General features: G+C 73.0%; 22 protein-coding genes and 1 riboswitch. Of the genes, 12 read left to right on the top strand and 10 right to left on the bottom strand.

Annotated features, from left to right (window positions below):
• Positions 1-8: 8 nt before the first annotated feature.
• Genes macS through ABT300_RS04460 form a run of 3 tightly spaced genes read left to right on the top strand, consistent with a single transcriptional unit; the run spans position 9 to position 3,013 of the window.
• A complete protein-coding gene (gene macS, locus ABT300_RS04450; protein WP_351671970.1) occupies positions 9-1,235 on the top strand; it encodes a MacS family sensor histidine kinase in 1,227 nt (408 codons plus the stop codon).
• Complete coding sequence (locus ABT300_RS04455; RefSeq protein WP_351671973.1) at positions 1,232-1,930, top strand: response regulator; 699 nt, start codon at positions 1,232-1,234, stop codon at positions 1,928-1,930. The genes macS and ABT300_RS04455 overlap by 4 nt, the downstream gene beginning before the upstream one ends.
• 54 nt (positions 1,931-1,984) lie before the next feature.
• Positions 1,985-3,013, top strand: a complete 1,029-nt coding sequence (locus tag ABT300_RS04460) for a 6-phosphofructokinase (RefSeq protein ID WP_351671976.1) — start codon at positions 1,985-1,987, stop codon at positions 3,011-3,013.
• 30 nt (positions 3,014-3,043) lie between these two features.
• On the opposite strand, the gene ABT300_RS04465 is transcribed toward ABT300_RS04460, so the two are convergent.
• The gene (locus tag ABT300_RS04465; RefSeq protein WP_351671979.1) at positions 3,044-4,906 is read right to left on the bottom strand and encodes an anthranilate synthase family protein; all 1,863 of its coding nucleotides are present in this window, start codon (positions 4,904-4,906) and stop codon (positions 3,044-3,046) included.
• 110 nt (positions 4,907-5,016) lie between these two features.
• Positions 5,017-5,073 (bottom strand): trp operon leader peptide, encoded by a 57-nt coding sequence (locus tag ABT300_RS04470; protein ID WP_078912442.1) that lies wholly within the window; start codon positions 5,071-5,073, stop codon positions 5,017-5,019.
• Between the two features lie 120 nt (positions 5,074-5,193).
• Here ABT300_RS04470 and ABT300_RS04475 point away from each other — a divergent pair, with 120 nt between their 5' ends.
• Both ABT300_RS04475 and ABT300_RS04480 read left to right on the top strand, forming a co-directional pair.
• Entirely contained in the window at positions 5,194-6,546 is a 1,353-nt protein-coding gene (locus tag ABT300_RS04475) for a class II 3-deoxy-7-phosphoheptulonate synthase (protein ID WP_351671982.1), read from the top strand.
• Positions 6,547-6,698: 152 nt separating this feature from the next.
• Positions 6,699-6,941, top strand: a complete 243-nt coding sequence (locus ABT300_RS04480) for a (2Fe-2S)-binding protein (RefSeq protein WP_351671985.1) — start codon at positions 6,699-6,701, stop codon at positions 6,939-6,941.
• Between the two features lie 53 nt (positions 6,942-6,994).
• Here ABT300_RS04480 and bfr read toward each other — a convergent pair whose 3' ends face one another.
• On the bottom strand, positions 6,995-7,474 hold the full coding sequence (gene bfr / locus ABT300_RS04485) for a bacterioferritin (RefSeq protein ID WP_319167643.1): 480 nt from the start codon (positions 7,472-7,474) through the stop codon (positions 6,995-6,997).
• Between the two features lie 185 nt (positions 7,475-7,659).
• Between bfr and ABT300_RS04490 the strand changes: the two genes are divergently transcribed.
• A complete protein-coding gene (locus tag ABT300_RS04490) occupies positions 7,660-8,292 on the top strand; it encodes a sulfite oxidase-like oxidoreductase (RefSeq protein WP_351671989.1) in 633 nt (210 codons plus the stop codon).
• Between the two features lie 22 nt (positions 8,293-8,314).
• Here the strand turns inward: ABT300_RS04490 and ABT300_RS04495 are convergent, their stop codons facing one another.
• The 5 genes from ABT300_RS04495 to thiO form a co-directional block, all read right to left on the bottom strand.
• Positions 8,315-9,193: a deoxyribonuclease IV gene (locus tag ABT300_RS04495; RefSeq protein WP_351671992.1), complete on the bottom strand. Its 879-nt coding sequence runs from the start codon at positions 9,191-9,193 to the stop codon at positions 8,315-8,317.
• Positions 9,194-9,227: 34 nt separating this feature from the next.
• Complete coding sequence (gene pknB / locus ABT300_RS04500; protein WP_351671995.1) at positions 9,228-11,168, bottom strand: Stk1 family PASTA domain-containing Ser/Thr kinase; 1,941 nt, start codon at positions 11,166-11,168, stop codon at positions 9,228-9,230.
• A gap of 173 nt (positions 11,169-11,341) precedes the next feature.
• Positions 11,342-12,136: a thiazole synthase gene (locus ABT300_RS04505; protein WP_351671998.1), complete on the bottom strand. Its 795-nt coding sequence runs from the start codon at positions 12,134-12,136 to the stop codon at positions 11,342-11,344.
• Positions 12,137-12,139: 3 nt separating this feature from the next.
• Positions 12,140-12,340 carry a sulfur carrier protein ThiS gene (gene thiS / locus ABT300_RS04510; RefSeq protein WP_351672041.1) on the bottom strand — a complete coding sequence of 67 codons (201 nt, stop codon included), beginning with the start codon at positions 12,338-12,340 and terminating at the stop codon, positions 12,140-12,142.
• A 20-nt stretch (positions 12,341-12,360) separates the two neighbouring features.
• Positions 12,361-13,527: a glycine oxidase ThiO gene (gene thiO / locus ABT300_RS04515; protein ID WP_351672001.1), complete on the bottom strand. Its 1,167-nt coding sequence runs from the start codon at positions 13,525-13,527 to the stop codon at positions 12,361-12,363.
• Positions 13,525-13,636, bottom strand: a riboswitch (TPP riboswitch). (Overlaps the previous gene by 3 nt.)
• Before the next feature lie 52 nt (positions 13,637-13,688).
• On the opposite strand from thiO, the gene ABT300_RS04520 reads away from it, so the two are divergent.
• From ABT300_RS04520 to ABT300_RS04545, 6 genes are all read left to right on the top strand, one after another.
• Positions 13,689-14,102 (top strand): avidin-fold protein, encoded by a 414-nt coding sequence (locus tag ABT300_RS04520; protein WP_351672004.1) that lies wholly within the window; start codon positions 13,689-13,691, stop codon positions 14,100-14,102.
• A 32-nt stretch (positions 14,103-14,134) separates the two neighbouring features.
• On the top strand, positions 14,135-15,376 hold the full coding sequence (locus ABT300_RS04525) for an NAD(P)/FAD-dependent oxidoreductase (protein WP_351672007.1): 1,242 nt from the start codon (positions 14,135-14,137) through the stop codon (positions 15,374-15,376).
• A gap of 67 nt (positions 15,377-15,443) precedes the next feature.
• Complete coding sequence (locus tag ABT300_RS04530) at positions 15,444-15,809, top strand: Rv2175c family DNA-binding protein (protein WP_319278834.1); 366 nt, start codon at positions 15,444-15,446, stop codon at positions 15,807-15,809.
• 77 nt (positions 15,810-15,886) lie between these two features.
• Positions 15,887-16,534: a thiamine phosphate synthase gene (gene thiE, locus ABT300_RS04535; protein ID WP_351672011.1), complete on the top strand. Its 648-nt coding sequence runs from the start codon at positions 15,887-15,889 to the stop codon at positions 16,532-16,534.
• A 190-nt stretch (positions 16,535-16,724) separates the two neighbouring features.
• Positions 16,725-17,648: a methylenetetrahydrofolate reductase [NAD(P)H] gene (metF, locus tag ABT300_RS04540; RefSeq protein WP_351672014.1), complete on the top strand. Its 924-nt coding sequence runs from the start codon at positions 16,725-16,727 to the stop codon at positions 17,646-17,648.
• 56 nt (positions 17,649-17,704) lie between these two features.
• On the top strand, positions 17,705-18,718 hold the full coding sequence (locus tag ABT300_RS04545; protein WP_351672017.1) for an SCO2102 family sporulation regulator: 1,014 nt from the start codon (positions 17,705-17,707) through the stop codon (positions 18,716-18,718).
• 147 nt (positions 18,719-18,865) lie between these two features.
• On the opposite strand, the gene ABT300_RS04550 is transcribed toward ABT300_RS04545, so the two are convergent.
• Positions 18,866-20,350: a phytoene desaturase family protein gene (locus ABT300_RS04550; RefSeq protein ID WP_351672020.1), complete on the bottom strand. Its 1,485-nt coding sequence runs from the start codon at positions 20,348-20,350 to the stop codon at positions 18,866-18,868.
• A gap of 38 nt (positions 20,351-20,388) precedes the next feature.
• On the bottom strand, positions 20,389-21,003 hold the full coding sequence (locus ABT300_RS04555) for a DUF4126 domain-containing protein (protein WP_351672023.1): 615 nt from the start codon (positions 21,001-21,003) through the stop codon (positions 20,389-20,391).
• Positions 21,004-21,414: the final 411 nt, after the last annotated feature.

Raw genomic sequence — 21,414 nt, forward strand, 5'->3', positions numbered from 1 at the left:
GGGGACGGATGGCCAGACGCGAGAGAGTCATGAAGATGTCGGTCGAGCTGCCGCTGTGGCGTGCGCTCGCCGGCTACCGGGTGCTCACCATGCTCTACGCGGTGGGGTTCTTCGCCACCGCCTACGACGGTTTCGCCCGGCCCTGGGTCGCGGTCGCCTACTACTGCGTCCTGTTCGTCTGGACGGTGGCCACCCTGCCCAGGGTCGCGAGCGCCGCGAGCTGCACCAAGCGCTTCCTCGCCGCCGACCTCACCGTCGCGCTCACCGGCATCATGCTCACCACGGTCGCGGACAGCCACGAACGCATCCAGTCCGGCGCTCCGACGCTCCCGTCGATATGGACCGCGGGCTCGGTGCTGGCGTTCGCCATCAAGGGCGGCTGGCGCTGGGCGGCGTTCGCCTCCACGGCCGTCGCGGTGACCAACCTGGTCGAGCGCGGCACCCCGGCCCGCGACACCGTCCACAACGTCGTCCTCGTCTGGGTCGCCTCCATCGCCATCGGCTACGTCGTCGAGGTCGCCCGCGCCTCCGAGCGCACCCTCGCCCGCGCCCTGGAGATCGAGGCCGCGACCCGGGAACGGGAACGGCTCGCCCGCGACATCCACGACAGCGTGCTGCAGGTGCTCGCCATGGTGCAGCGGCGCGGCGCGGTCATCGGCGGGGAGGCGGCAGAGCTGGGCCGGCTCGCCGGTGAGCAGGAGGTGGCGCTGCGCATGCTGGTCTCCGGCGGCCTCGTGCCGGTCTCCCGGGTCTCCCGGGACGCGGCGGACGGCGCCGTCGTCTACGCGGTGGACGAACCAGCGGAAGAGCCCGCGGTCGTCGACCTGCGCGCGCTGCTCGCCCCCTTCGCGGGCGCCCGGGTGAACCTGGCCGACCCCGGCGCCGCGGTGCCGCTGCCCGCGCCCGCCGCACGGGAGCTGGCCGCAGCGGTCGGGGCCGCGCTGGACAACGTGCGCGCACACGCGGGGGAGGACGCCCGGGCCTGGATCCTGGTCGAGGACGAGCCGGACACGGTCGTCGTCACCGTGCGGGACGACGGGCCGGGCATCCCGGAGGGCCGGCTCGCTCAGGCCGAGGGCGAAGGAAGGCTCGGGGTCGCCCAGTCGATCCGGGGCCGGCTGCGGGACCTCGGCGGCAGCGCCGAGCTGATCTCGACGCCGGGACAGGGCACGGAGGTCGAACTGACCGTGCCGAAGGAGAAGAACGTGCAGCGGGGGAAGGCGGGACGGCGATGAGCCAGGAACACGACGGGGCGGGCGCCGGCGGCGACGCGATCAGGGTGATGGTGGTCGACGACCACCCCATGTGGCGCGACGCGGTCGCCCGGGACCTGGCCGCGTCGGGACTGGACGTGGTCGCCACCGCAGGCGACGGCGAGCAGGCCGTGCGCCGCGCCAGGGCCGTCACGCCCGACGTGCTCGTGCTGGACCTGAACCTGCCCGCCAAGCCGGGCGTCCAGGTCTGCAAGGAGGTCGTCGCCGCGAACCCGGCCCTGCGGGTCCTGGTCCTGTCGGCGAGCGGCGAGCACGCCGACGTGCTGGAGGCGGTGAAGTCCGGCGCGACCGGGTACCTGCTGAAGTCGGCGTCCACCGAGGAACTGCTGGACGCGGTGCGGCGCACGGCCGCCGGCGACCCGGTGTTCACCCCGGGGCTGGCCGGCCTGGTCCTCGGCGAGTACCGCCGGCTCGCCTCCGACCCCGGCTCCGCGGCCGACAGCGACGAGCCGAACGCGCCCCGGCTCACCGACCGCGAGACCGAGGTGCTCCGGCTCGTCGCCAAGGGCCTGAGCTACAAGCAGATCGCCGAACGCCTGGTGATCTCGCACCGCACCGTCCAGAACCACGTCCAGAACACCCTGGGCAAGCTCCAGCTGCACAACCGGGTGGAACTGGTCCGGTACGCGATCGAACGCGGCCTCGACGACGAGTGACCCGCGCGCGACACTGACCCTTCGTCAGACAACTGCGGCGAAGGGACACTTTCCATGCGCGTCGGAGTACTGACCGGAGGCGGCGACTGCCCCGGCCTCAACGCCGTCATCCGGGCCGTCGTCCGCAAGGGCGTCCAGGAGTACGGCCATGACTTCGTCGGCTTCCGGGACGGCTGGCGGGGTCTGCTCGAGAGGCGCTCGGTCCGCCTCGACATCCCCGCCGTCCGGGGCATCCTGCCCCGCGGCGGCACGATCCTCGGCTCCTCGCGGACCAACCCCTTCAAGGAGGAGGACGGCGTCCGCCGTATCAAGGACACCCTCGCCGAGTCGGGCGTCGACGCGCTCGTGACCATCGGCGGCGAGGACACGCTCGGGGTCGCCGCCCGGCTCTCCGACGAGTTCGCGGTGCCCTGCGTCGGCGTTCCCAAGACCATCGACAACGACCTGTCCGCCACCGACTACACCTTCGGCTTCGACACCGCCGTGGGCATCGCGACCGAGGCCATCGACCGGCTGCACACCACCGCCGAGTCGCACATGCGCGTCCTCGTCGTCGAGGTGATGGGCCGCCACGCGGGCTGGATCGCCCTGCACTCCGGGCTGGCGGGCGGCGCCAACGTGATCCTCATCCCCGAGCAGCGCTTCGACATCGACCAGGTGTGCGCCTGGGTGACCTCCCGCTTCCGCTCGTCGTACGCGCCGATCGTGGTCGTCGCCGAGGGCGCGATGCCCCGGGACGGCGACGTGGTGCTCAAGGACGGGTCACTGGACTCCTTCGGGCACGTGCGGCTCTCCGGGGTCGGCGAGTGGCTGGCCAAGGAGATCGAGCGGCGCACCGGGAAGGAGGCCCGCACGACGGTCCTCGGCCACGTCCAGCGCGGCGGCACCCCGAGCGCCTTCGACCGCTGGCTCGCCACCCGCTTCGGCCTGCACGCCGTCGACGCCGTGCACGAGGGCGACTTCGGCAAGATGGTCGCCCTGCGCGGCACGGACGTCGTCCGGGTGCCCATCGCCGAGGCGACGGCCCGCCTGAAGACCGTCGACCCGAGCCTGTACGCGGAGGTGGGGGTGTTCTTCGGCTGAGCCGCCGCGAGGGCCCGCGGCGCCGACCCGCTACGAGGGCAGGCCCGTGGCGCGGAGCCGGGCGACGGCCTCTTGCACCAGGGACGTCCCGTTCAGCGTCAGCACCGACTCCGGATGGAACTGCACCCCGCCGAACCCGGGCCCCCGCAGTGCGTGCACCTCGCCGTTCGGGGCCCGGCTCACCTCGACCCCCTGCGCGGCGAGCTCCTGCGCACCGGAGTCGTCGCACCGCGCCACGAAGCTGTTGTAGAAGCCCACCGTCTCGGTCCGCCCGAACAGGTCGATCTCCGTCTGAGCCCCCTGGTACGGCACCTCCTTGCGGACGATGTGCAGCCCCAGCTCGGCCGCGATCAGCTCGTGGCCGAGGCACACGCCGAGCACCCCGTGCCGGTGCTCGCGCAGCACCCGGGCGGTCAGCTCCCGCAGCCCCCGCATCTTCGGATCGCCGAGGTCCGAGGGATCGCCGGGGCCGGGCCCCAGCACCACCGGTCCCTCGTGCGCGAGCACCGCCTCGTGCAGCCCGTCCTCGTCGTAGCGCCGGACGTCCACCTCGAGGCCGCCGGAGCGCAGCACGTGCGCCAGCATCGCCGTGAAGGAGTCCTCGGCGTCGACGACGAGCGCGTGCCCGGTCAGGTCCCGCGTCCGCTCCTGCATCCGCAGCCAGAACGGCGCCAGCGAGGCGCGCCGTCCGTCGAGCGCCGCCCGCACCCGGGGGTCGTCGGCGAGCCTCGGCGGCACGGCCCGCGTGTCCTTGCGGCCCGCGCGCACCCCCAGCGCCGCCAGCACCCCGGCCGCCTTGGCGTGGGTCTCCGCCACCTCGCCTGCCGGGTCCGACCCCCGCACCAGCGTGGCCCCGACCGGCACCCGCAGCCGCCCGGCCGCGTCGACGTCGGCGGTGCGGATGAGGATGGGGGAGTCGAGGGTCTGCGCCCCGCCCGAGTCCCGGCCCAGCAGCGCCAGCGCGCCGGCGTAGTACCCGCGCCCACCGACCTCGTGCCGCTCGATGACCCGGCAGGCGTTCTGCACGGGCGAGCCGGTCACGGTCGCCGCGAACATCGTCTCCTTCAGCACCTCCCGCGCGTCCAGCGAGGATTTCCCGCGCAGCTCGTACTCGGTGTGCGCGAGGTGCGCCATCTCCTTCAGCCGCGGTCCGACCACCACGCCGCCCATGTCGCCGACCGTGCACATCATCTTGAGCTCCTCGTCGACGACCATCGACAGCTCCTCGATCTCCTTGCCGTCGGCGAGGAAGTCCAGCAGGTGCTCGGGGCTCGGCCCCTCGGCGGGATACCGGTACGTGCCGCTGATCGGGTTCATGACGACCGTGCCGCCGGACATCCGCACATGCACCTCGGGGCTCGCCCCGACCAGCGTCCTGTCCCCGGTGTGCACGACGAACGTCCAGTACGCGCCCCGCTCGCCCTCCAGCAGCCGCCGGAACAGGGCGAGGGCGTCGGCCCGGGAGAACCCGGGGATCTCGCCCTCGTAGGTCCGCCGGATCACGAAGTTCGCGCCCTCGCCGCCGCCGATCTCGTCGCGCAGCACCCGCCCGACGATCCGCGCGTACTCCTCGTCGCCGACGTCGAAGGCGCCGTCGCGGACGCGTACGTCGTGGTCGGGCAGCTGGGCGAGGACGTCCTCGAGCGGGAAGGAGTGGCTTTCCTCGGGGTGCAGCACCGAGAGCGGCGTGCCGTCGTCGCGCACGTCGAAGCCGCGCTCGCGGATCTGGCGGAAGGGGACCAGGGCGAGGCCCTCGTCGGGCAGGTCGGCCAGCCGGTCACAGGCGCGGACCGGGCCGAGGAGCAGTTCGACGACGTTCTCGTCGTGGCCCGGCGTGCGGCGGCGCAGCAGGGCGAACGGGCGGGGGTCGACCGACAGGTCGGACAGAAGCATCTGGCGTGTCCTTCTCGCTGGGAGGAGTGTGTCGCCAGAGGGACGGCCGAGCCCGGGAACACCGAAGGCCGCCCCTCGGGCGGCCTTCGCGAAGTCTTGCGTACGCGCAGTCAGTGGGCCGCCGGATGAGCGGTCCACCACCAGTTCTGGGTCGAAAGCGCGAACATGCGCCGCACCCTACCCCATGGGTCCCCGGCCCGCGGGGAGGTCCTCAGGTGAGCGGTACGGCGTCTCACCTGTCGAGCCGGTGCGAAAACGACGTGACACGACCCCGTAGTGTTGAGGGCGTGACCGTGAACGCTAAGACCAGCGCGAGCGCTGGCAACACCTGGCGAGACCTGCCCGCGGCGCAGCAGCCCGAGTACCCCGACACCGAGGCTCTGCGCGCAGTGATCGCGGACCTCGAGTCGTATCCGCCGCTCGTCTTCGCGGGCGAGTGCGACCAGCTGCGCGCCCGGTTGGCGGCCGTCGCCAAGGGAGAGGCGTTCCTCCTCCAGGGCGGCGACTGCGCCGAGGCCTTCGACGCGGTGTCGGCCGACCACATCCGCAACAAGCTCAAGACGTTGCTGCAGATGGGCGCGGTGCTGACGTACGCGGCCTCCGTGCCGGTCGTCAAGGTCGGCCGGATCGCCGGCCAGTACTCGAAGCCGCGTTCCAAGAACACCGAGACCCGTGACGGCGTGACGCTGCCGACGTACCGCGGCGACTCGGTCAACGGCTTCGAGTTCAACGAGGCGGCCCGGGTCCCGGACCCCGAGCGGCTGAAGCGGATGTACAACGCGTCCGCCTCGACGCTCAACCTGGTGCGCGCCTTCACCACCGGCGGCTACGCCGACCTGCGCCAGGTGCACGCCTGGAACCAGGACTTCGTGAAGTCGTCCCCGTCCGGCCAGCGCTACGAGCAGCTCGCCCGTGAGATCGACAACGCGCTGAACTTCATGCACGCCTGCGGGGCCGACCCGGAGGAGTTCAAGACGGTCGAGTTCTACGCCTCGCACGAGGCGCTGCTGCTCGACTACGAGTCCGCCCTGACCAGGGTCGACTCCCGCACCGGGCACCTGTACGACGTCTCCGGGCACATGGTGTGGATCGGCGAGCGCACCCGGCAGCTGGATCACGCGCACATCGAGTTCGCCTCGAAGATCCGCAACCCCGTGGGCGTCAAGCTCGGCCCGACGACCACGGCCGAGGAGGCGCTGCAGTACATCGAGCGTCTCGACCCCGACCGCGAGCCCGGCCGGCTGACCTTCATCGTCCGCATGGGCGCCGACAAGGTCCGTGACAAGCTGCCCGAGCTGGTGGAGAAGGTCACCGCTTCCGGTGCGACCGTGGCCTGGATCACCGACCCGATGCACGGCAACACCTACGAGGCGGCCTCGGGCCACAAGACCCGCCGCTTCGACGACGTGCTGGACGAGGTCAAGGGCTTCTTCGAGGTCCACAAGGCGCTCGGCACCCACCCCGGCGGCATCCACGTGGAGCTCACCGGCGACGACGTCACCGAGTGCGTGGGCGGCGGCGACGAGATCTTCGTCGACGACCTCCACCAGCGCTACGAGACGGCCTGCGACCCCCGGCTCAACCGCAGCCAGTCCCTCGACCTGGCGTTCCTCGTGGCGGAGATGTACCGCGACCAGTAGGCGCGGCTGTCATGGCAGTGGGGCGCGGATCACATGCGATCCGCGCCCCGCTCCACTTTTCCCGCCACGCGGCGCCGGGTAAGGTTAGGTTAGCCTCACCGACCAGGGATCCCCTGAGATCCGGTAGGCGTGACTCAGGGACCGGCGAGGAGGTGAACCGCGTGTACGTCTGCAGCTGCTTCGGGGTGACCGAGGCCCAGGTCAAACAGCACGTGGACGACGGCGCCTGCACACCGCGCCAGATCGCCTCCGCCTGCAAGGCGGGCACGGACTGCGGCTCCTGCGTACGCCGGATCCAGGCCATCCTGGGCCGGGGCGCCACTCCGCGCCCGGGCGTCGCCGACCTCGCCGGCCGCAACGCGCCGGTCCTCGCCGCACTCGACGAAGCGGCCTAGCACCGCACCCGGCGCGGCCGGTCGCGGCATGCGCCGGTCCGGCTTCACGCCGCTCAGCTCTCCGGCTGCTCGATCAGCTGGGCGATGTAGAGCGCCTCGCCGAGTTTCTCGACCAGCTCCAGCTGGGTGTCCAGATAGTCGATGTGGTGTTCCTCGTCCTCGAGGATCGACTCGAAGATGTTCGCGGACGTGACGTCGCCCTTTTCGCGCATCACCTTGATGCCGCGCTTCAGCCGGTCGATCGCCTCCACCTCGATGAGCCGATCGGCCTCGAACATCTCCTTGACCGTCTGGCCGACGCGCACATGGAACAGCCGCTGGTAATTCGGCAGCCCGTCCAGGAAGAGAATCCGGTCGGTGAGCACTTCGGCGTGCTTCATCTCGTCGAAGGACTCGTGACGCGTGTATTTCGCGAGCTTCGTCCAGCCGAAGTTCTCCTGCATCTTGGCGTGGAGGAAGTACTGGTTGATGGCGGTGAGTTCGCCGGTGAGCTGCTCATTGAGGAACTCGATGACCTCGGGGTCGCCCTGCATCGCAGAGGCTCCTTCCACGTCGGGGAATTCGGGAGGTTCCGCCGCATGATTTCACCGGCATCGAAGATCGTCCAGTAAGTGCGTACTTAGTAAGTTAGTGCATGCTTAGTACCGGTTGCCCGATTCGGGGCGGACCGGGTCATGGCTGGTCATGTGCATCGTCCGGGGTCTGTCAGGATGGAGTCATGGGTCATCCGGTGGAGCGCGAATCTGGAGCAGAGACGGTGTCCGAGCTTCCGCCGGGACAGCGACTGCAGCGCGGCTGGCCCGTCACCCATTACGGCCCGGTCCCCAAGTTCCGCCCCGAGCGCTGGGAGTTCCGCGTCTTCGGCGCCACCGCCGACGGTGAGAAACGCTGCTGGAACCACGACGAGATCACCGCCCTCCCCTACGCCTCCGTGCTGGCCGACCTGCACTGTGTGACGAAGTTCAGCATGCTCGGCGCCGAGTGGGGCGGCATCCCGGCCCGCACGATCCTGGAGATCGCGCCGCCCGCCCCGAGCGTCACCCATGTGATGGTGTGGGCCGAGTACGGCTTCAGCTCCAACCTGCGGCTGTCCGACTTCGCCGCCGAGCGCACGATCTTCGCCACCCACAAGGACGGCGAGCTGCTCACGGCCGAGCACGGCTTCCCGCTGCGTCTGGTCGTCCCGCACCTCTACGCCTGGAAGGGCCCCAAATGGGTGCGCGGCATCGAGTACATGACCGCCGACCGCCGGGGCTTCTGGGAGGAGCGCGGCTACCACAACATCGGCGACCCCTGGCGCGAGCAGCGCTACTCCTACCAGGAGGAGCCCGGGGACGGCCCCGAACTCTGAACCTCTCCCAGGCGGGTCGCCCTCAGCCGTCCCGCAGCTTCTTCAGCCGCCGCACGTCCTCCGCATGGCCCTCCCTGCCGCCCGGCGTCTCGATGATCAGCGGGACGCCCGCCGTCGCCGGGTGGGTCATCAGGTCCCGGAAGGGGTCCTCGCCGATGTGACCCGCGCCGATGTTCTCGTGCCGGTCCTTGTGCGCGCCGGCCACGTCCTTGGAGTCGTTGGCGTGGATCAGCTTCAGCCGGCCCTCGCCGACCGTGTCCACCAGCAGGTCTAGGGTGCGGTGCATGCCGGACGGGCCGGCCAGGTCGTGACCGGCCGCGAAGACATGGCAGGTGTCGAGGCAGACGCCGAGCCGGGGGTGGCAGTCCAGCGCCTCGAAGTACGGCCCGAAGTCCCAGGTCCGGGAGCAGAGCGACGAGCCCTGGCCGGCGGTGGACTCCAGCAGCAGGAACGGGTCGTCGTCGTGGGTCAGCTCGTCCAGCAGCGGCAGCAGGTACTCGCGCACCTGCTTCAGCGCTGCCGAACGGTCCCGTCCGCCCGTCGCGCTCCCGGTGTGCACGACCACGCCCAGCGCGCCGATCTCCCGCCCCCGGCGCAGCGAGTGCCGCATCGACGCCACCGACCGCTCGGCCGTCGCCTCGGTGTGCGAGCCGAAGTTGATCAGGTACGGCGCGTGCACGTACGCCGGGACCGACCGCTGCGCGCACGCCTCCCGGAAGGCCTCGTCCTGCCGTGGGTCGCCCACCGGCGTGGCCCAGCCGCGCGGGTTGGCCACGAACACCTGGACCGTCTCGGCCTCGAGGTCGTGCGCGTACGACATGCCCACGCGGTGCAGACCGCCCGCCACGGGCACATGGCCGCCGACGGGATTGCGGGAGGGGAAGGGGGGACGAGCACTCACCCGGTCAGGGTGTCATGCCCGCCCGCCCGGTCCGTCACCGGATGGTGATCGTGATCGTCGACCCCTTGGGAGCCGACTTCCCGGCCTCGACGGACTGCTTCTTCACGGTGTCGCCGAACAGGCCGAGCAGGCCGCGGTCCTCGTCGACCTGGAACCCGGACTGCTCCAGGAGCGACTTGGCGTCGTCCACACTCGAGCCGACCACGTTCGGGACCTCGACCATCTCCGGGCCCTTGGACACGGTCAGCGTCACGGTGTCGCCCTCGGCGAGCTGACTGTCCGCCTTGGGGGTCTGCGCCGCGACCTTGCCCTTGTCGACCCCGGAGTTGACCTGCTCGGCGGCGACCTTCACCGTCAGGCCTGCCTTCTCCAGCTCGGCCCTGGCGTCGTCCAGGCCGTCACCCAGGACGTCGGGGACGTCGATCGGCTTGCCCTTGCTCACGACGAGCGAGATCGCGGCGCCCGCGCGGCGCCGGGCGCCCGCCTCCGGATCGGTGCTGATCACCGCGCCGCGGGCGATGTCGTCGCTGAACTCCTCGGTGACCAGGCCCGGTTCCAGGCCGTCCTTCTTCAGCTGTTCCTGGGCCTTGTCCAGCCCCGCGCCCTGCACGTCCGGCACCTTCACGATCTCGGGGCCGTCGGAGACGGTGAGCGCCACCGAGTCGTTCTTGCGGATCCGGGCGCCGGGCCCCGGGTCCGTCTCCGTGACCGTGCCGCGCTGCGCCGTGTCGCTGTACGTGTGCCGGACCTTGCCGACCTCCAGCCCTGCCGCCTCCAGGCGCTTGCGGGCCTCGGCCTCCTTCTGCGTCAGCACCGAGGGGACCTTGGTGAACTGGCCGGAGTTGATGTACCACACGCCCGCGCCCACGCCGAGCACCAGCAGCACGGCGGTGACGAGTGCGATCAGCGAGCGCCGGGGCCGCACGGAACGGCGTTGCGGCGGCAGCGGAGGCGGGCTCTGGAACCGGGAGGTCCGGTTGAGCGCGACCACGTCGTCGACGGGCTCGTCCTCGTTGACCGGCAGCGGACGGGGGACGGTGAGCGAGCGGGGGATCACGCTCGTGCGGTCCTCGGCGTTGTCGTGCTCATCGGAGAGGGCCTGCGGGGGCAGCGCGTCCAGCTGCTCCTCGGTGAGCGGGGCGCGTGCCTCCCGGACCTGTGCGAGCAGCGCGACGGCGTCGTGCGGCCGGACGCCGGGCGTGCGCGCGGTGGCCGACGCCACGAGTTCGTCCAGCTCGAAGGGCAGCCCGGGGACGAGCGCCGAGGGCGCCGGGACGTCCTCGTGGAGGTGCTTGTAGAGCACGATCGCGGGGGAGTCCCCCTCGTGCGGCTTGTCGCCGGTGAGCATCTCGTAGAGCACGACGCCGCACGCGTACACGTCGACGCGGGGATCGGCGGCGCCCGGCTGGTCGATCTGCTCGGGGGCGAGGTAGGACACGGTGCCGAGCACCGCCCCGGTGGTGCTGGTGACGGTGTCCACCGAGCGCACCAGGCCGAAGTCGGCGACCTTGACCCGGCCGTCGTCCCCGATCAGCACGTTCTCGGGCTTCATGTCCCGGTGCACGAACCCGGCCCGGTGCGCGGCGCCCAGCGCGGCGAGGACGGGCTCCAGGATGTCGAGCGCGGCCCTCGGCTGAAGGGCCCCGCGCTCGCGCAGCACGTCGCGCAGGGTGCAGCCGGCGATGTACTCCATGGCGAGGTAGACGTACGACCCGTCGGCGCCCTGGTCGAAGACCTGCACGACGTTCGGATGGGCCAGGCGGGCGACGGATTTCGCCTCCCGGATGAACCGCTCGACGAACGCCGCGTCGGCGGCGAGCGCCGGATGCATCACCTTGAGCGCGAGCACGCGGTCGAGGCGGGTGTCCACGGCCCGGTAGACCGTGGCCATCCCGCCGACCGCGATCCGCGCCTCCACGCGATACCTGCCGTCGAGCACCTGCCCGACCAGAGGGTCCTGAAGGGTCGTGTCCACGCAGGCGAGTGTACGAGCCGCCGCCGACACCCCGCCGATCACACCGGGATCGCAGCGCGACTGCAGCCGAGCTGTGACGCGAACCGGCGGGCGGCGCCCGGACCCGGCGCGCCCGAGGCCCGGGCGAGTCCCGCGCCGGTGACGTCCGTCCCCCGCCGGGCGGCCCGCCGCCGTCAGAAAGCGGGGCGTTCCGGGTCCAGGGCGGCCAGGCCCTCGGCGGGAGACGACGCCTCGGCGAAGTAGCGGCGGGGGATGCGGCCCGCCAGCCGGGCCCACCTGCCCGCCTCGACGCCGGCCCGCATGGCGGACGCCATCCGTTCGGGATCGCGGGCCCGCGTCACCGCCGACGCCAGCATCACCCCCGCACACCCGAGCTCCATCGCCAGCGCCGCGTCCGACGCCGTGCCGGCCCCCGCGTCCAGGATCACCGGCACGCGCGCGTGCTCGACGATCAGCTGGAAGTTGTGCGGATTGCGGATCCCGAGGCCGGACCCGATCGGCGACCCCAGCGGCATCACCGCGGCGCAGCCGACGTCCTCCAGCTTCCGGGCCAGCACCGGATCGTCGTTCGTGTACGGCAGCACGGTGAACCCCTCGTCCACCAGCGTCTCCGCCGCGTCCAGCAGCTCGACCGGGTCCGGCAGCAGGGTCCGCTCGTCGGCGATGACCTCCAGCTTGATCAGGTCGGTCCCCAGCGCCTCCCTGGCCAGCCGCGCCGTCAGCACGGCCTCGCCGGCCGTGAAGCAGCCCGCCGTGTTCGGCAGCACCCGGATGCCGAGCCGCTCCAGCACCGACAGCACGGACCCGTGCACCGACGGGTCGACCCGGCGCATCGCGACCGTCGTCAGCTCGGTGCCGGAGGCGACCAGGGCCCGCTCCAACACCTCCAGGCTGGGCGCGCCCCCGGTGCCCATGATCAGCCGGGAGGAGTAGGACGTCCCCCCGATGACGAGGTCGTCGTCGGCCATGGCTCAGCCTCCCTGGACGGCGGTGAGGACTTCCACGCGGTCTCCGTCGGACAGCGCCGTGGACGGCCACTGCGCGCGTGGGACGACGGTCTCGTTGAGCGCGGCGGCCACCCCGGAGGCCGCGGGCGTCAGGGACCGCACGACGCTGTCGAGAGCGGTGCCGGGAGCGAACTGCCGCCGCTCGCCGTTGACCGAGACGTGCACGGGGGCGTTCACAGGGGCGTTCACGCGGGCTGCTCCATGAGTGCGGCGGCGCCGAAGCGCCGGGGACTGAAGGGTCGGGCCTCGTCCGGCAGCTCCCCGGTGACCAGGACCTCCGCCATCGCGTCGCCGGTCACCGGCGTCAGCAGCACGCCGTTGCGGTAGTGCCCGGTGGCCAGCAGCAGCCCGGGCAGCTCCGTCGGCCCGAGCAGCGGCGCGTTGTCCAACGACCCCGGACGCAGGCCCGCGCGCGTCTCGGTGAGCGGCAGCTCGGTGATGCCGGGGACCAGTTCGTGGGCGTCGCGCAGCAGCTCGTACACGCCCCCCGCGGTCACGGTGGTGTCCCAGCCGAGCTCCTCGCTGGTCGCGCCCACGACCAGTTCGCCGTTCTCCCGGGGGACCAGGTAGACGTGGCTGCCGCGGACCACGGCCCGCACGGTCCGGCTCAGGAACGGCGCGCACCGGGCCGGCACGGCCAGCCGCAGGACCTGCCCCTTCACGGGCCGTACGGCGGGCAGCACGTCCTGCGGGACGCCCGCGAGCCGCCCGCTCAGACTGCCGCCGGCCAGCACCGTCTGTTCGGCCGCCGCCGTCGTGCCGTCCCGCAGGACGGCCCCCGTCGCCCGGCCGGCCGCGACCGTCAGCCGCTCCGCCCACGTGCGGTGGAACACGACGCCCGCCCGCTCGCAGGCCGCCGTCAGGGCCCCGGCCAGCCGCCGCGGATCGACCTGGTGGTCGCCGTCCGCTCGCAGGCCGCCGCGCACACCCGGCGCGAGCATCGGCTCCAGACGCCGGCACTCGCGCCCGGACAGCCACTCCGACTCCAGCCCCGACTGCCGCTGCAGGGCGTGCAGTTCGCGCAGATGGGTGCGGTCGTCGGCGTCCAGCGCGACCGCGAGCGTGCCGCAGCGCCGGTAGCCGACGTCGAGCCCGGTCAGCTCCGTCAGCTCGGCCGCGAAGTCCGGATAGCGGCGCGCCGACGCGAGGTTGAGACCGAGCAGGGTCTGCTCGCCGTAGTGCAGTTCCGTGACGGCCGCCAGCATTCCGGCGGCCACCTGGGCGGCCCCGCCGCCCGGCTCCGGGTCCGCCACCGCCGTCGCGAGGCCGCGCTGTGCGGCCCGCCAGGCGGTGACCAGCCCGATGATCCCGCCCCCGATGACGAGGACGTCTGACGTGCGTGGAGACGACATGGGCGTCCAGCCCCTCCCTTCGCCGGCATGACCCGGATCAGGTTCGTACGGTCGGAGGCCGCCAGCCTCCCTCTCAGCCCGGTGCGTCCGGGCTCCCGCGAGTGCTCTACGTTGGCCACCCTAGCCCGACGTGACACGCCTCAGTAAGGGAGCCCCCGCCCATGGCACGCTCGCTCGACGGCCTCGTCCTCGCCCCCGTGGTCGACCAGGCTCCCGGGCAGGTCGGCCTGCGCACCCGCTTCGCCTACCACGAGCGGGACGGGGCGGTCTGGGCCGAATACGCGGGCGGCGACGTCGTGTGCGGCCGCCTCGTGGGGACCCGTGAAGGGGACCGGCTCGACTTCCGGTACGTCCAGCTGGGCCAGGACGGCACGACCTCCTCGGGGCACTGCGTGTCGACGGTCCTGGAGCTGCCCGACGGCCGGGTCCGCCTCGAGGAGGCCTGGGAGTGGGAGTCGCGGGCGGGCCACGGCGTCAGCGTCGTGGAGCAGGTCCCCGACGAAGGGGAGGAATCCCCGCGTGAGGCGCCGGGCGTCGGGCACGGTGTGGAGCAGGTCACCGAGCAGGGCGGCTGACTGACGAAACGTCAGGTGTCTATGGTGATCGGGTGAGCGAGCAGAGGCAGGAAGAGGGCCGGTCCGGGGCGCGGCGCGTGGTCGTCGCGGGCGCGGGCATGGCCGGGGTGCAGACCGGGGTCGCCCTGCGCGAGCAGGGCTTCGACGGAGCGGTCACCCTGATCGGCGCGGAACCCCACCAGCCCTACGACCGGCCCCCGCTGTCCAAGGCCGTGCTGCTCGGCAAGGCCGAGAACTCCGCCTTCGACGTCGACTTCGAGGGCCTCGGCATCGGGCTGGAGCTCGGCCGCGAGGTCCTCGGCCTGCGACCCGCCGACCATGAGCTGGACACCGAGCGCGGTCCCGTCCCCTACGACGTCCTCGTCCTCGCCACCGGGGCGGAGCCCGTCCGGCTGCCGGGCTCCGAGGGCGTGCCCGGCGTGCATCTGCTGCGCACCCTGGACGACGCCGAGCGCCTGCGTCCCGTCCTCGCCCGGCAGCACGACATCGTGGTCGTCGGCGCCGGCTGGATCGGCGCGGAGTTCGCGACGGCCGCGCGCGAGGCCGGCTGCGCGGTCACCGTGGTCGAGGCCGCCGACCGACCGCTGGCCGGGGCGCTGCCGCCCGAGGTCGCCGCCCCGATGGCCGACTGGTACGCCGACAGCGGCGCCGACCTGCGCACCCACGCGCGCGTGGCGCGCCTGGAGCCCGGCGCCGTGGTGCTGGACGACGGTTCGCGGCTGGCCGCCGGCGCCGTCGTGGTCGGCATCGGCGCCCGCCCCGCCACCGCCTGGCTCGCCGGCTCCGGCGTCGAGCTGGGCGCGCACCACGAGGTCGTGGCGGACGCGGGCCTGCGCACGAACCTGCCGGACGTGTACGCGGTCGGCGACTGCGCCTCCTTCCCCTCGCGCAGGTACGGCGCGAGGCTCCTCGTCCACCACTGGGACAACGCCCTCCAGGGGCCGCGCACGGTCGCGGCGAACATCCTCGGCGCGGCCACCGGCGAGCCGCCGGTCCCCTACGACCCGGTCCCGTACTTCTGGTCCGAGCAGTTCGGCCGTTTCGTCCAGTACGCCGGTCACCACGCCGACGCCGACGTCCTGCTGTGGCGCGGCGAGCCGTCCGGGCCCGCCTGGAGCGTCTGCTGGCTGCGCGAGGACCGCCTGGTCGCCCTGCTGGCCGTGGGACGACCGCGCGACCTCGCCCAGGGCAGGCGGCTGATCGAGGCGGGCACGCCGATGAACCCCCGGCTCCTCGTGGACCCCGCCCGGCCGCTCAAGGCGGCCGTCGCCTGAGCCGCCGACCCCCTGGTCGGACCGGCCCGGCTTCCGACTGTCAGCGGCAGATGGCAGGCTTGTTCCCGTGACCGAGATTGACGCAAAGACCGATGCTCTCGTCCCCGCCTGGCTCACCGTGCCGGACATCGCGGAGATGCTCGATGTCGACGTGATCCGCGTCCGGCAGCTGATCAAGGACGGCCAGCTCATCGCCGTACGCCGGGGGGAGAACCGCGCGCTGCACGTCCCCGCCGCCTTCATCGACGGGGACAAGGTGGTGAAGGGCCTGGTCGGGACCCTGACACTGCTGCGGGACGACGGCTTCTCGAACGAAGAGATGCTCGAGTGGCTCTTCACCCCCGACCCGAGCCTGCCCGGCACGCCCGCGCAGGCCCTGAGCGAGAATCGCGGCACGGAGGTGAAGCGCCGGGCCCAGGCGCTCGCCGTCTGAACCGCGGATCCGCACCGACACCGGGTGTACGGGGGCGCAGCCGGCCCCCGTACGCCACCACCCTGGGGGGACCTCGTATGCCCGACACCGCCCGTACCCGCCTGGCCGCGGCCCGGCTGTACCTGTGCACGGACGCCCGCACCCGGCAGGGCGACCTCCCGGAGTTCCTGGACGCCGTCCTCGCGGCCGGCGTCGACATCGTCCAGCTGCGCGACAAGGGCATGGAGGCGGCCGAGGAGCTGGAGCACCTGAAGGTGTTCGCCGACGCCTGCGCCCGGCACGGCAGGCTGCTCGCGGTCAACGACCGCGCGGACGTGGCGCACGCCGCCGGCGCCGACGTCCTCCACCTCGGCCAGGGCGACCTGCCGGTCCCCGCGGCCCGCGCGATCCTCGGCGGCGACGTCTCCGTCGGCCGTTCCACGCACTCGGCGGCCGAGGCCGAGGCGGCCGCCGTGCAGGAGGGCGTCGACTACTTCTGCACCGGCCCGTGCTGGCCCACCCCCACCAAGCCCGGCCGGCACGCACCCGGCCTCGACCTGGTCCGGCACACGGCCGGCCTCGGGACCGACCGGCCGTGGTTCGCCATCGGCGGCGTCGACCTCGACAACCTCGACGAGGTGCTGGCGGCGGGCGCCCGCCGGGTGGTGGTCGTCCGGGCGATCACCGAGGCGGCGGATCCCGGCGCGGCGGCGGCCGAGTTCGCGAAGCGGCTGAGCCAGGCGTAGCGCGCGGCGGCCGCCCGCACGCCGCCGGCCGCCGGCCGCCGGGCTTCGGGCGCCGACCGCAGGGCTGCGGGCTCCGGCTCGTACGGTCGTTTCCCGTACGACCGTCCAAGGGGTGGACAACAAGTCGGCAATTCGGGCAAATATCCCCCATCCGGTTGGGGGACCGCCCACCCCTGGCTAACCTGCGGGTATGGCACTGGGAACCGCATCCACCAGGACGGACCGCGCACGCACCGTGCGCGACATCCTGGCGACCGGCAAGAAGACGTACTCGTTCGAGTTCGCCGCGCCGAAGACGCCCAAGGGTGAGCGGAGCCTGTGGAACGCGCTGCGCAGGGTCGAGGCGGTCGCCCCCGACTTCGTCTCCGTGACGTACGGCGCCGGCGGTTCCACCCGGACCACCACGGTCAAGGAGACGCAGCAGATCGCCGTCGACACCACCCTGACGCCGGTCGCGCACCTCACCGCCGTGGACCACTCCGTCGCCGAGCTGCGCAACATCATCGGCCAGTACGCCGACGCCGGCATCCGCAACATGCTCGCCGTGCGCGGCGACCCGCCCGGCGACCCCATGGGCGCCTGGGTGCCGCATCCGCAGGGCCTGACGTACGCCGCCGAACTCGTCCGGCTCATCAAGGAGTCGGGCGACTTCTGCGTGGGCGTCGCTGCGTTCCCCGAGATGCACCCGCGCTCCGACGCCTGGGAGGCGGACGTCGCGCACTTCGTCGACAAGTGCCGGGCCGGCGCCGACTACGCCATCACACAGATGTTCTTCGAGCCCGACTCCTATCTGCGGCTGCGCGACCGGGTCGAGGCGGCCGGCTGTGTGACTCCGGTCATCCCCGAGGTGCTTCCGGTGACGAGTGTGAAGATGCTGGAACGCCTGCCCCAGCTCAGCAACGCCCACTTCCCGGCCGCCCTGAAAGAGCGGATCCTCACAGCCAAAGACGATCCGTCCGCTGTACGCTCCATTGGCATCGACTTCGCCACGGAGTTCTGCGCACGGCTGCTGGCCGAGGGAGTGCCCGGACTGCACTTCATCACGCTCAACAACTCCACGGCGACGCTGGAAATCTACGAGAACCTGGGCCTGCACCATCCGCCGCAGGCCTAGACCGGTCGCACCGACTTACGACACACTGCGTAGCGGCCACTGGGAGAGGGGCGTACATGGGCTGGACGGTCCTCTACATCGCGTTCGGCATCGTCGCGCTGTGGCTGCTGGGCGAGGTGCTGCTGCAGTACAAGGCGCGGCTGCGCTGGCGGCTGCTGGCGTTCGTCGGCTTCCTCGGCGTCGTCCTCGGCGTCCTGATCCCGTCGGTCGTCGTCATCGCGCTGGGCGCGGCCGCCTTCGCGGTCGGCCAGACGTACGTCACGCTGTCCTTCCGGCGCGGCTTCGCCGAGGGCTGGGCCTTCCGGCGCGCCGACGCGGAGGGTGAGGGCGACGAGGGCGGCCCGTTCGTCAAACGCCGCCGCGGCAAGGCCGAGCGCCATGACCCGAGCCTCGATGACTCCGGTGCCGGGGCGGCCGAGGCGGGCTTCGCCTCCGGCGCGCCGTACGACGCCGACGCCGCGGACCTCGCCCGGGACAACGGCAGGCGCGGCGACGCGAACGCCTACGACGACGACTTCGACCGCGACGACGTCTTCACCCCCGCCCGCACCGCTGCGGCCTCCGTCTACGAGCCGCAGCCCATGCCCGACGACACCGGCTCCTACGGCATATACAGCGACGCCGCGTACGCGGCGTCGACCGGCCAGGGGCAGCAACAGGGCCAGCAGCAGGACCAGTACGCGACGGCAGGCCAGGGCACGGACCAGAACTACGGCTACGACGGCTACTCCGGCTACCAGCAGCAGTACGGTTACGACGCCACCGGCGAGCAGCAGTACGCCGCCTACTCCGACCCGTACATCGGCACCCAGACCTACGGCACCGGGTCCTACGACCCCGCCTACGGGCAGCAGCAGTACGGACAGCAGGGCTACGGCCAGGACCAGTACGGCACGGGCGGCTACGGGGAGACCCCGGCCGGCGGCGTCTGGGTCCCGCAGCAGCGCAGCACCGACGATCCGCTGGGCGGCGACTACCCGTCCGGGCAGCAGCAGTACCCCTACCAGGGCGATGACCGGCAGCAGGGGCCCGGCCAGGGCGCCGGCTACGACGAGCAGTACCGGTTCTGACGGCCGCGCCGGCCTGCCGCGCGCCCCGGCCGACCGTCACCGCGCGCCGGGTCCGGGCCTTGCCCGCACCGTGCGCTCACTGCGCTCACCGCCGAGTCGGGTTCGCCGGCCGCTGAGCCGCGCCCGTCCACCGCGCGCCCCGAACGCTCACTGCGAGCCCCGGAACTGCGGTCCTTCCACGATCAGACCGGCCACCAGCGCGCCGGACATCCCCGCGTGCGGCAGCCCGCCGCCCGGGTGCGACCAGCCGCCGACGGCGAACAGACCCTGCAGTGCCGTGGAGTTGGCGGGATGCAGCAGCCGTCCGCCGGCCGCCGCCAACGCCGGCGCCGGAACCGCCCCGCCCGCCGCTCCGGTCTCGCGCGCGATGTCGGCCGCGGTGCGCACCTCCCGCCACAGAATGCGGTCGCGCAGGCCCGGGACGGCTCGCTCGGCGGCGGCGACCAGGGCGTCCGCCTCGGCGTCCGTCTGCTCGGCGGACGGCTCCGGCCCGGCGGGGACCGTCGCGGCGATCGTCACCGCCTCGTGGTCGCCGTCCGGGACCAGGCGGGCGTCGTCCGGCCGCAGGACCGTCACCGTCGGCAGCGCGGGCGCGGCCGGCACGGCGCCGAAGAGGCTCGTCAGCTCGCCCTCACGGTCCGGCGTGTGCACCACCGTGCGATGCGCGGCGTCCCGCGGACGGGGGCCGCGCAGGGCCAGCAGCACGGTCAGCCGGCTCGGCAGGGAACGTTGGGGGACGACCTCGCCCTCGCCCCGGGCGGGCAGGCCCGCGAAGCCGCCCGGGGCGACGACGAAGTCCGCGTCGGCCACGCGGCCGTCGGCCAGTTCCACGCCGGCCGCCCGGCCGTCCTTCTCGAGGACGCGCGTCACCTCGGCGCCGAAGACGAACTCGACCCGGCGGGCCAGGCACCGCTCGTACACCGCACGCGCCAGCTCCCGCATCCCCCCGCGCACGTACCACGTGCCGAAGGCGTGCTCCATGTACGGCAGGACGGCCGCGCTCGCCGGAGCGACCCGCGGGTCGAGACCGTACGCGAGCGCGTGGGACTCCAGGAGCGCGGCGAGCCGGGGGTCGCGCAGCTCCCAGGCGCCCACCTCGGCGAGGGAGCCCGCGCGCCGGGTGCGCAGCAGACGTCGGTGCGGCACCGCCGGGTAGGGCTCACGGTCGGCCAGCACCGACCAGTTCGGCCACAGGGGCTCCTCCAGAAGCGGCCGGCGGGTGCGGTCCCAGGCTTCGCGGGCCCGCACCAGGAAGTCGCCCCAGCGCTGCCCGGCCTGCCCGCCCAGTGCCTCGTCCAGCGCGGAGACGACCCCCGCACGTGAGGCGTTCGGCAGCGCGGCCGAGGCGCCGTCCGCGAAGACATGGCGGGCGGACGGGTCGACCTGCACCAGCTCGACGCACTCCTCCAGGGGCTCCTTGCCGGTCTTGACGAACAGGTCGCGCCAGACGGCCGGGAGCGTGAGCAGCCCGGGACCGGTGTCGAAGCCGAACCCGTCCCGCTCGAAGCGGCGCACCGCTCCGCCGTACGTGTCCGTCCGCTCGTACACCGTCACCCGGTGGCCCGCGACGGCCAGCCGGGCCGCCGCCGCCAGCGCGCCCATGCCGGCGCCGATCACCGCAATCCCTGCCATGCCCGCGACCTTATCGGCCGCCGTCGGCCCGCACGCCGTCAGCCCGGCGGCGGCCAGGGGAGCCGGGCGAGCCGGCGTTCCTCCCGCCGCTGCGCCCTGCGCCGCAGGAACCGCCGGATCCGTGAGACGAGGAAGAACAGCACCGTCAGACCGGCCAGCAGCAGAACCGCCGCGACGACCGAGGCGGCCACCGGGTGGAAGATCGCGAACGTCACGATCCCGGCGACGCCGAGGTCCTCGGCCAGACTCACGATCACGTTGCTGAACGGCTCCGGCGAGGAGTTCACCGCCATCCGGGCGCCGGCCTTGACGGCATGGCTGGCCAGCGCCGTCGATCCGCCGAGCAGGGCGGCCGCCGCGTCGGAGAGCGAGCCGCTCTGCCCGGCGAGCACCGCCCCCACCCAGGCTCCCGCCGCCGGCCGGACGACCGTGTGCACCGCGTCCCACGCCGAGTCCACGTACGGGATCTTGTCGGCCACCGCCTCGCACAGGAACAGGACGCCCGCGACGACGAGCACCTCGGGGCGCTGGAGCGTCCCGGGGACGTCGTCGCTCAGGCCGGTGGCGCCGAACACGCCGAGGAGCAGCACCACCGCGTAGGCGTTGACGCCGCTGGCCCAGCCGCTGGTGAAGACGAGGGGGAGCACGGACACGGAGGCGATCGTAACCAGTCGGCCGCGCGGCGTCCTGGGGATGAGCGCGCAGGCCTGAGTACGCGTACCTAGGAGGTGAGATGAGTACGCGCGCGGATGGGGGTGGACCTGCGCGGACGGGAGAGTGGAGGCACGGAGAGAGGGGCGGCTCCGGCACCGGCGACACGGGGCGCCGGAACGGAGCGGCCCTCGATCCGCTCCTTCCGCCGACGGGTTCGGCGGGAGCGAGGCACGGGGGACCGGGGGAACGACCGGACGGGGGCACGGGGGAGGGAGAACGGGGGAAAACGGGGGAGCACGAGGAAGCGCCGGTGAGCGGTGGCACACGGGGGACGTGGCCGCGGCGGACCGGCGCTTTCGTGTGTCCGCGAGCCGGGGCGGACGGCCGCACGCGCGCGTAGGGCCGTCCGC

It is taken from the genome of Streptomyces sp. NPDC001027 (assembly GCF_040299045.1).
Classification (GTDB): Bacteria; Actinomycetota; Actinomycetes; order Streptomycetales; family Streptomycetaceae; genus Streptomyces.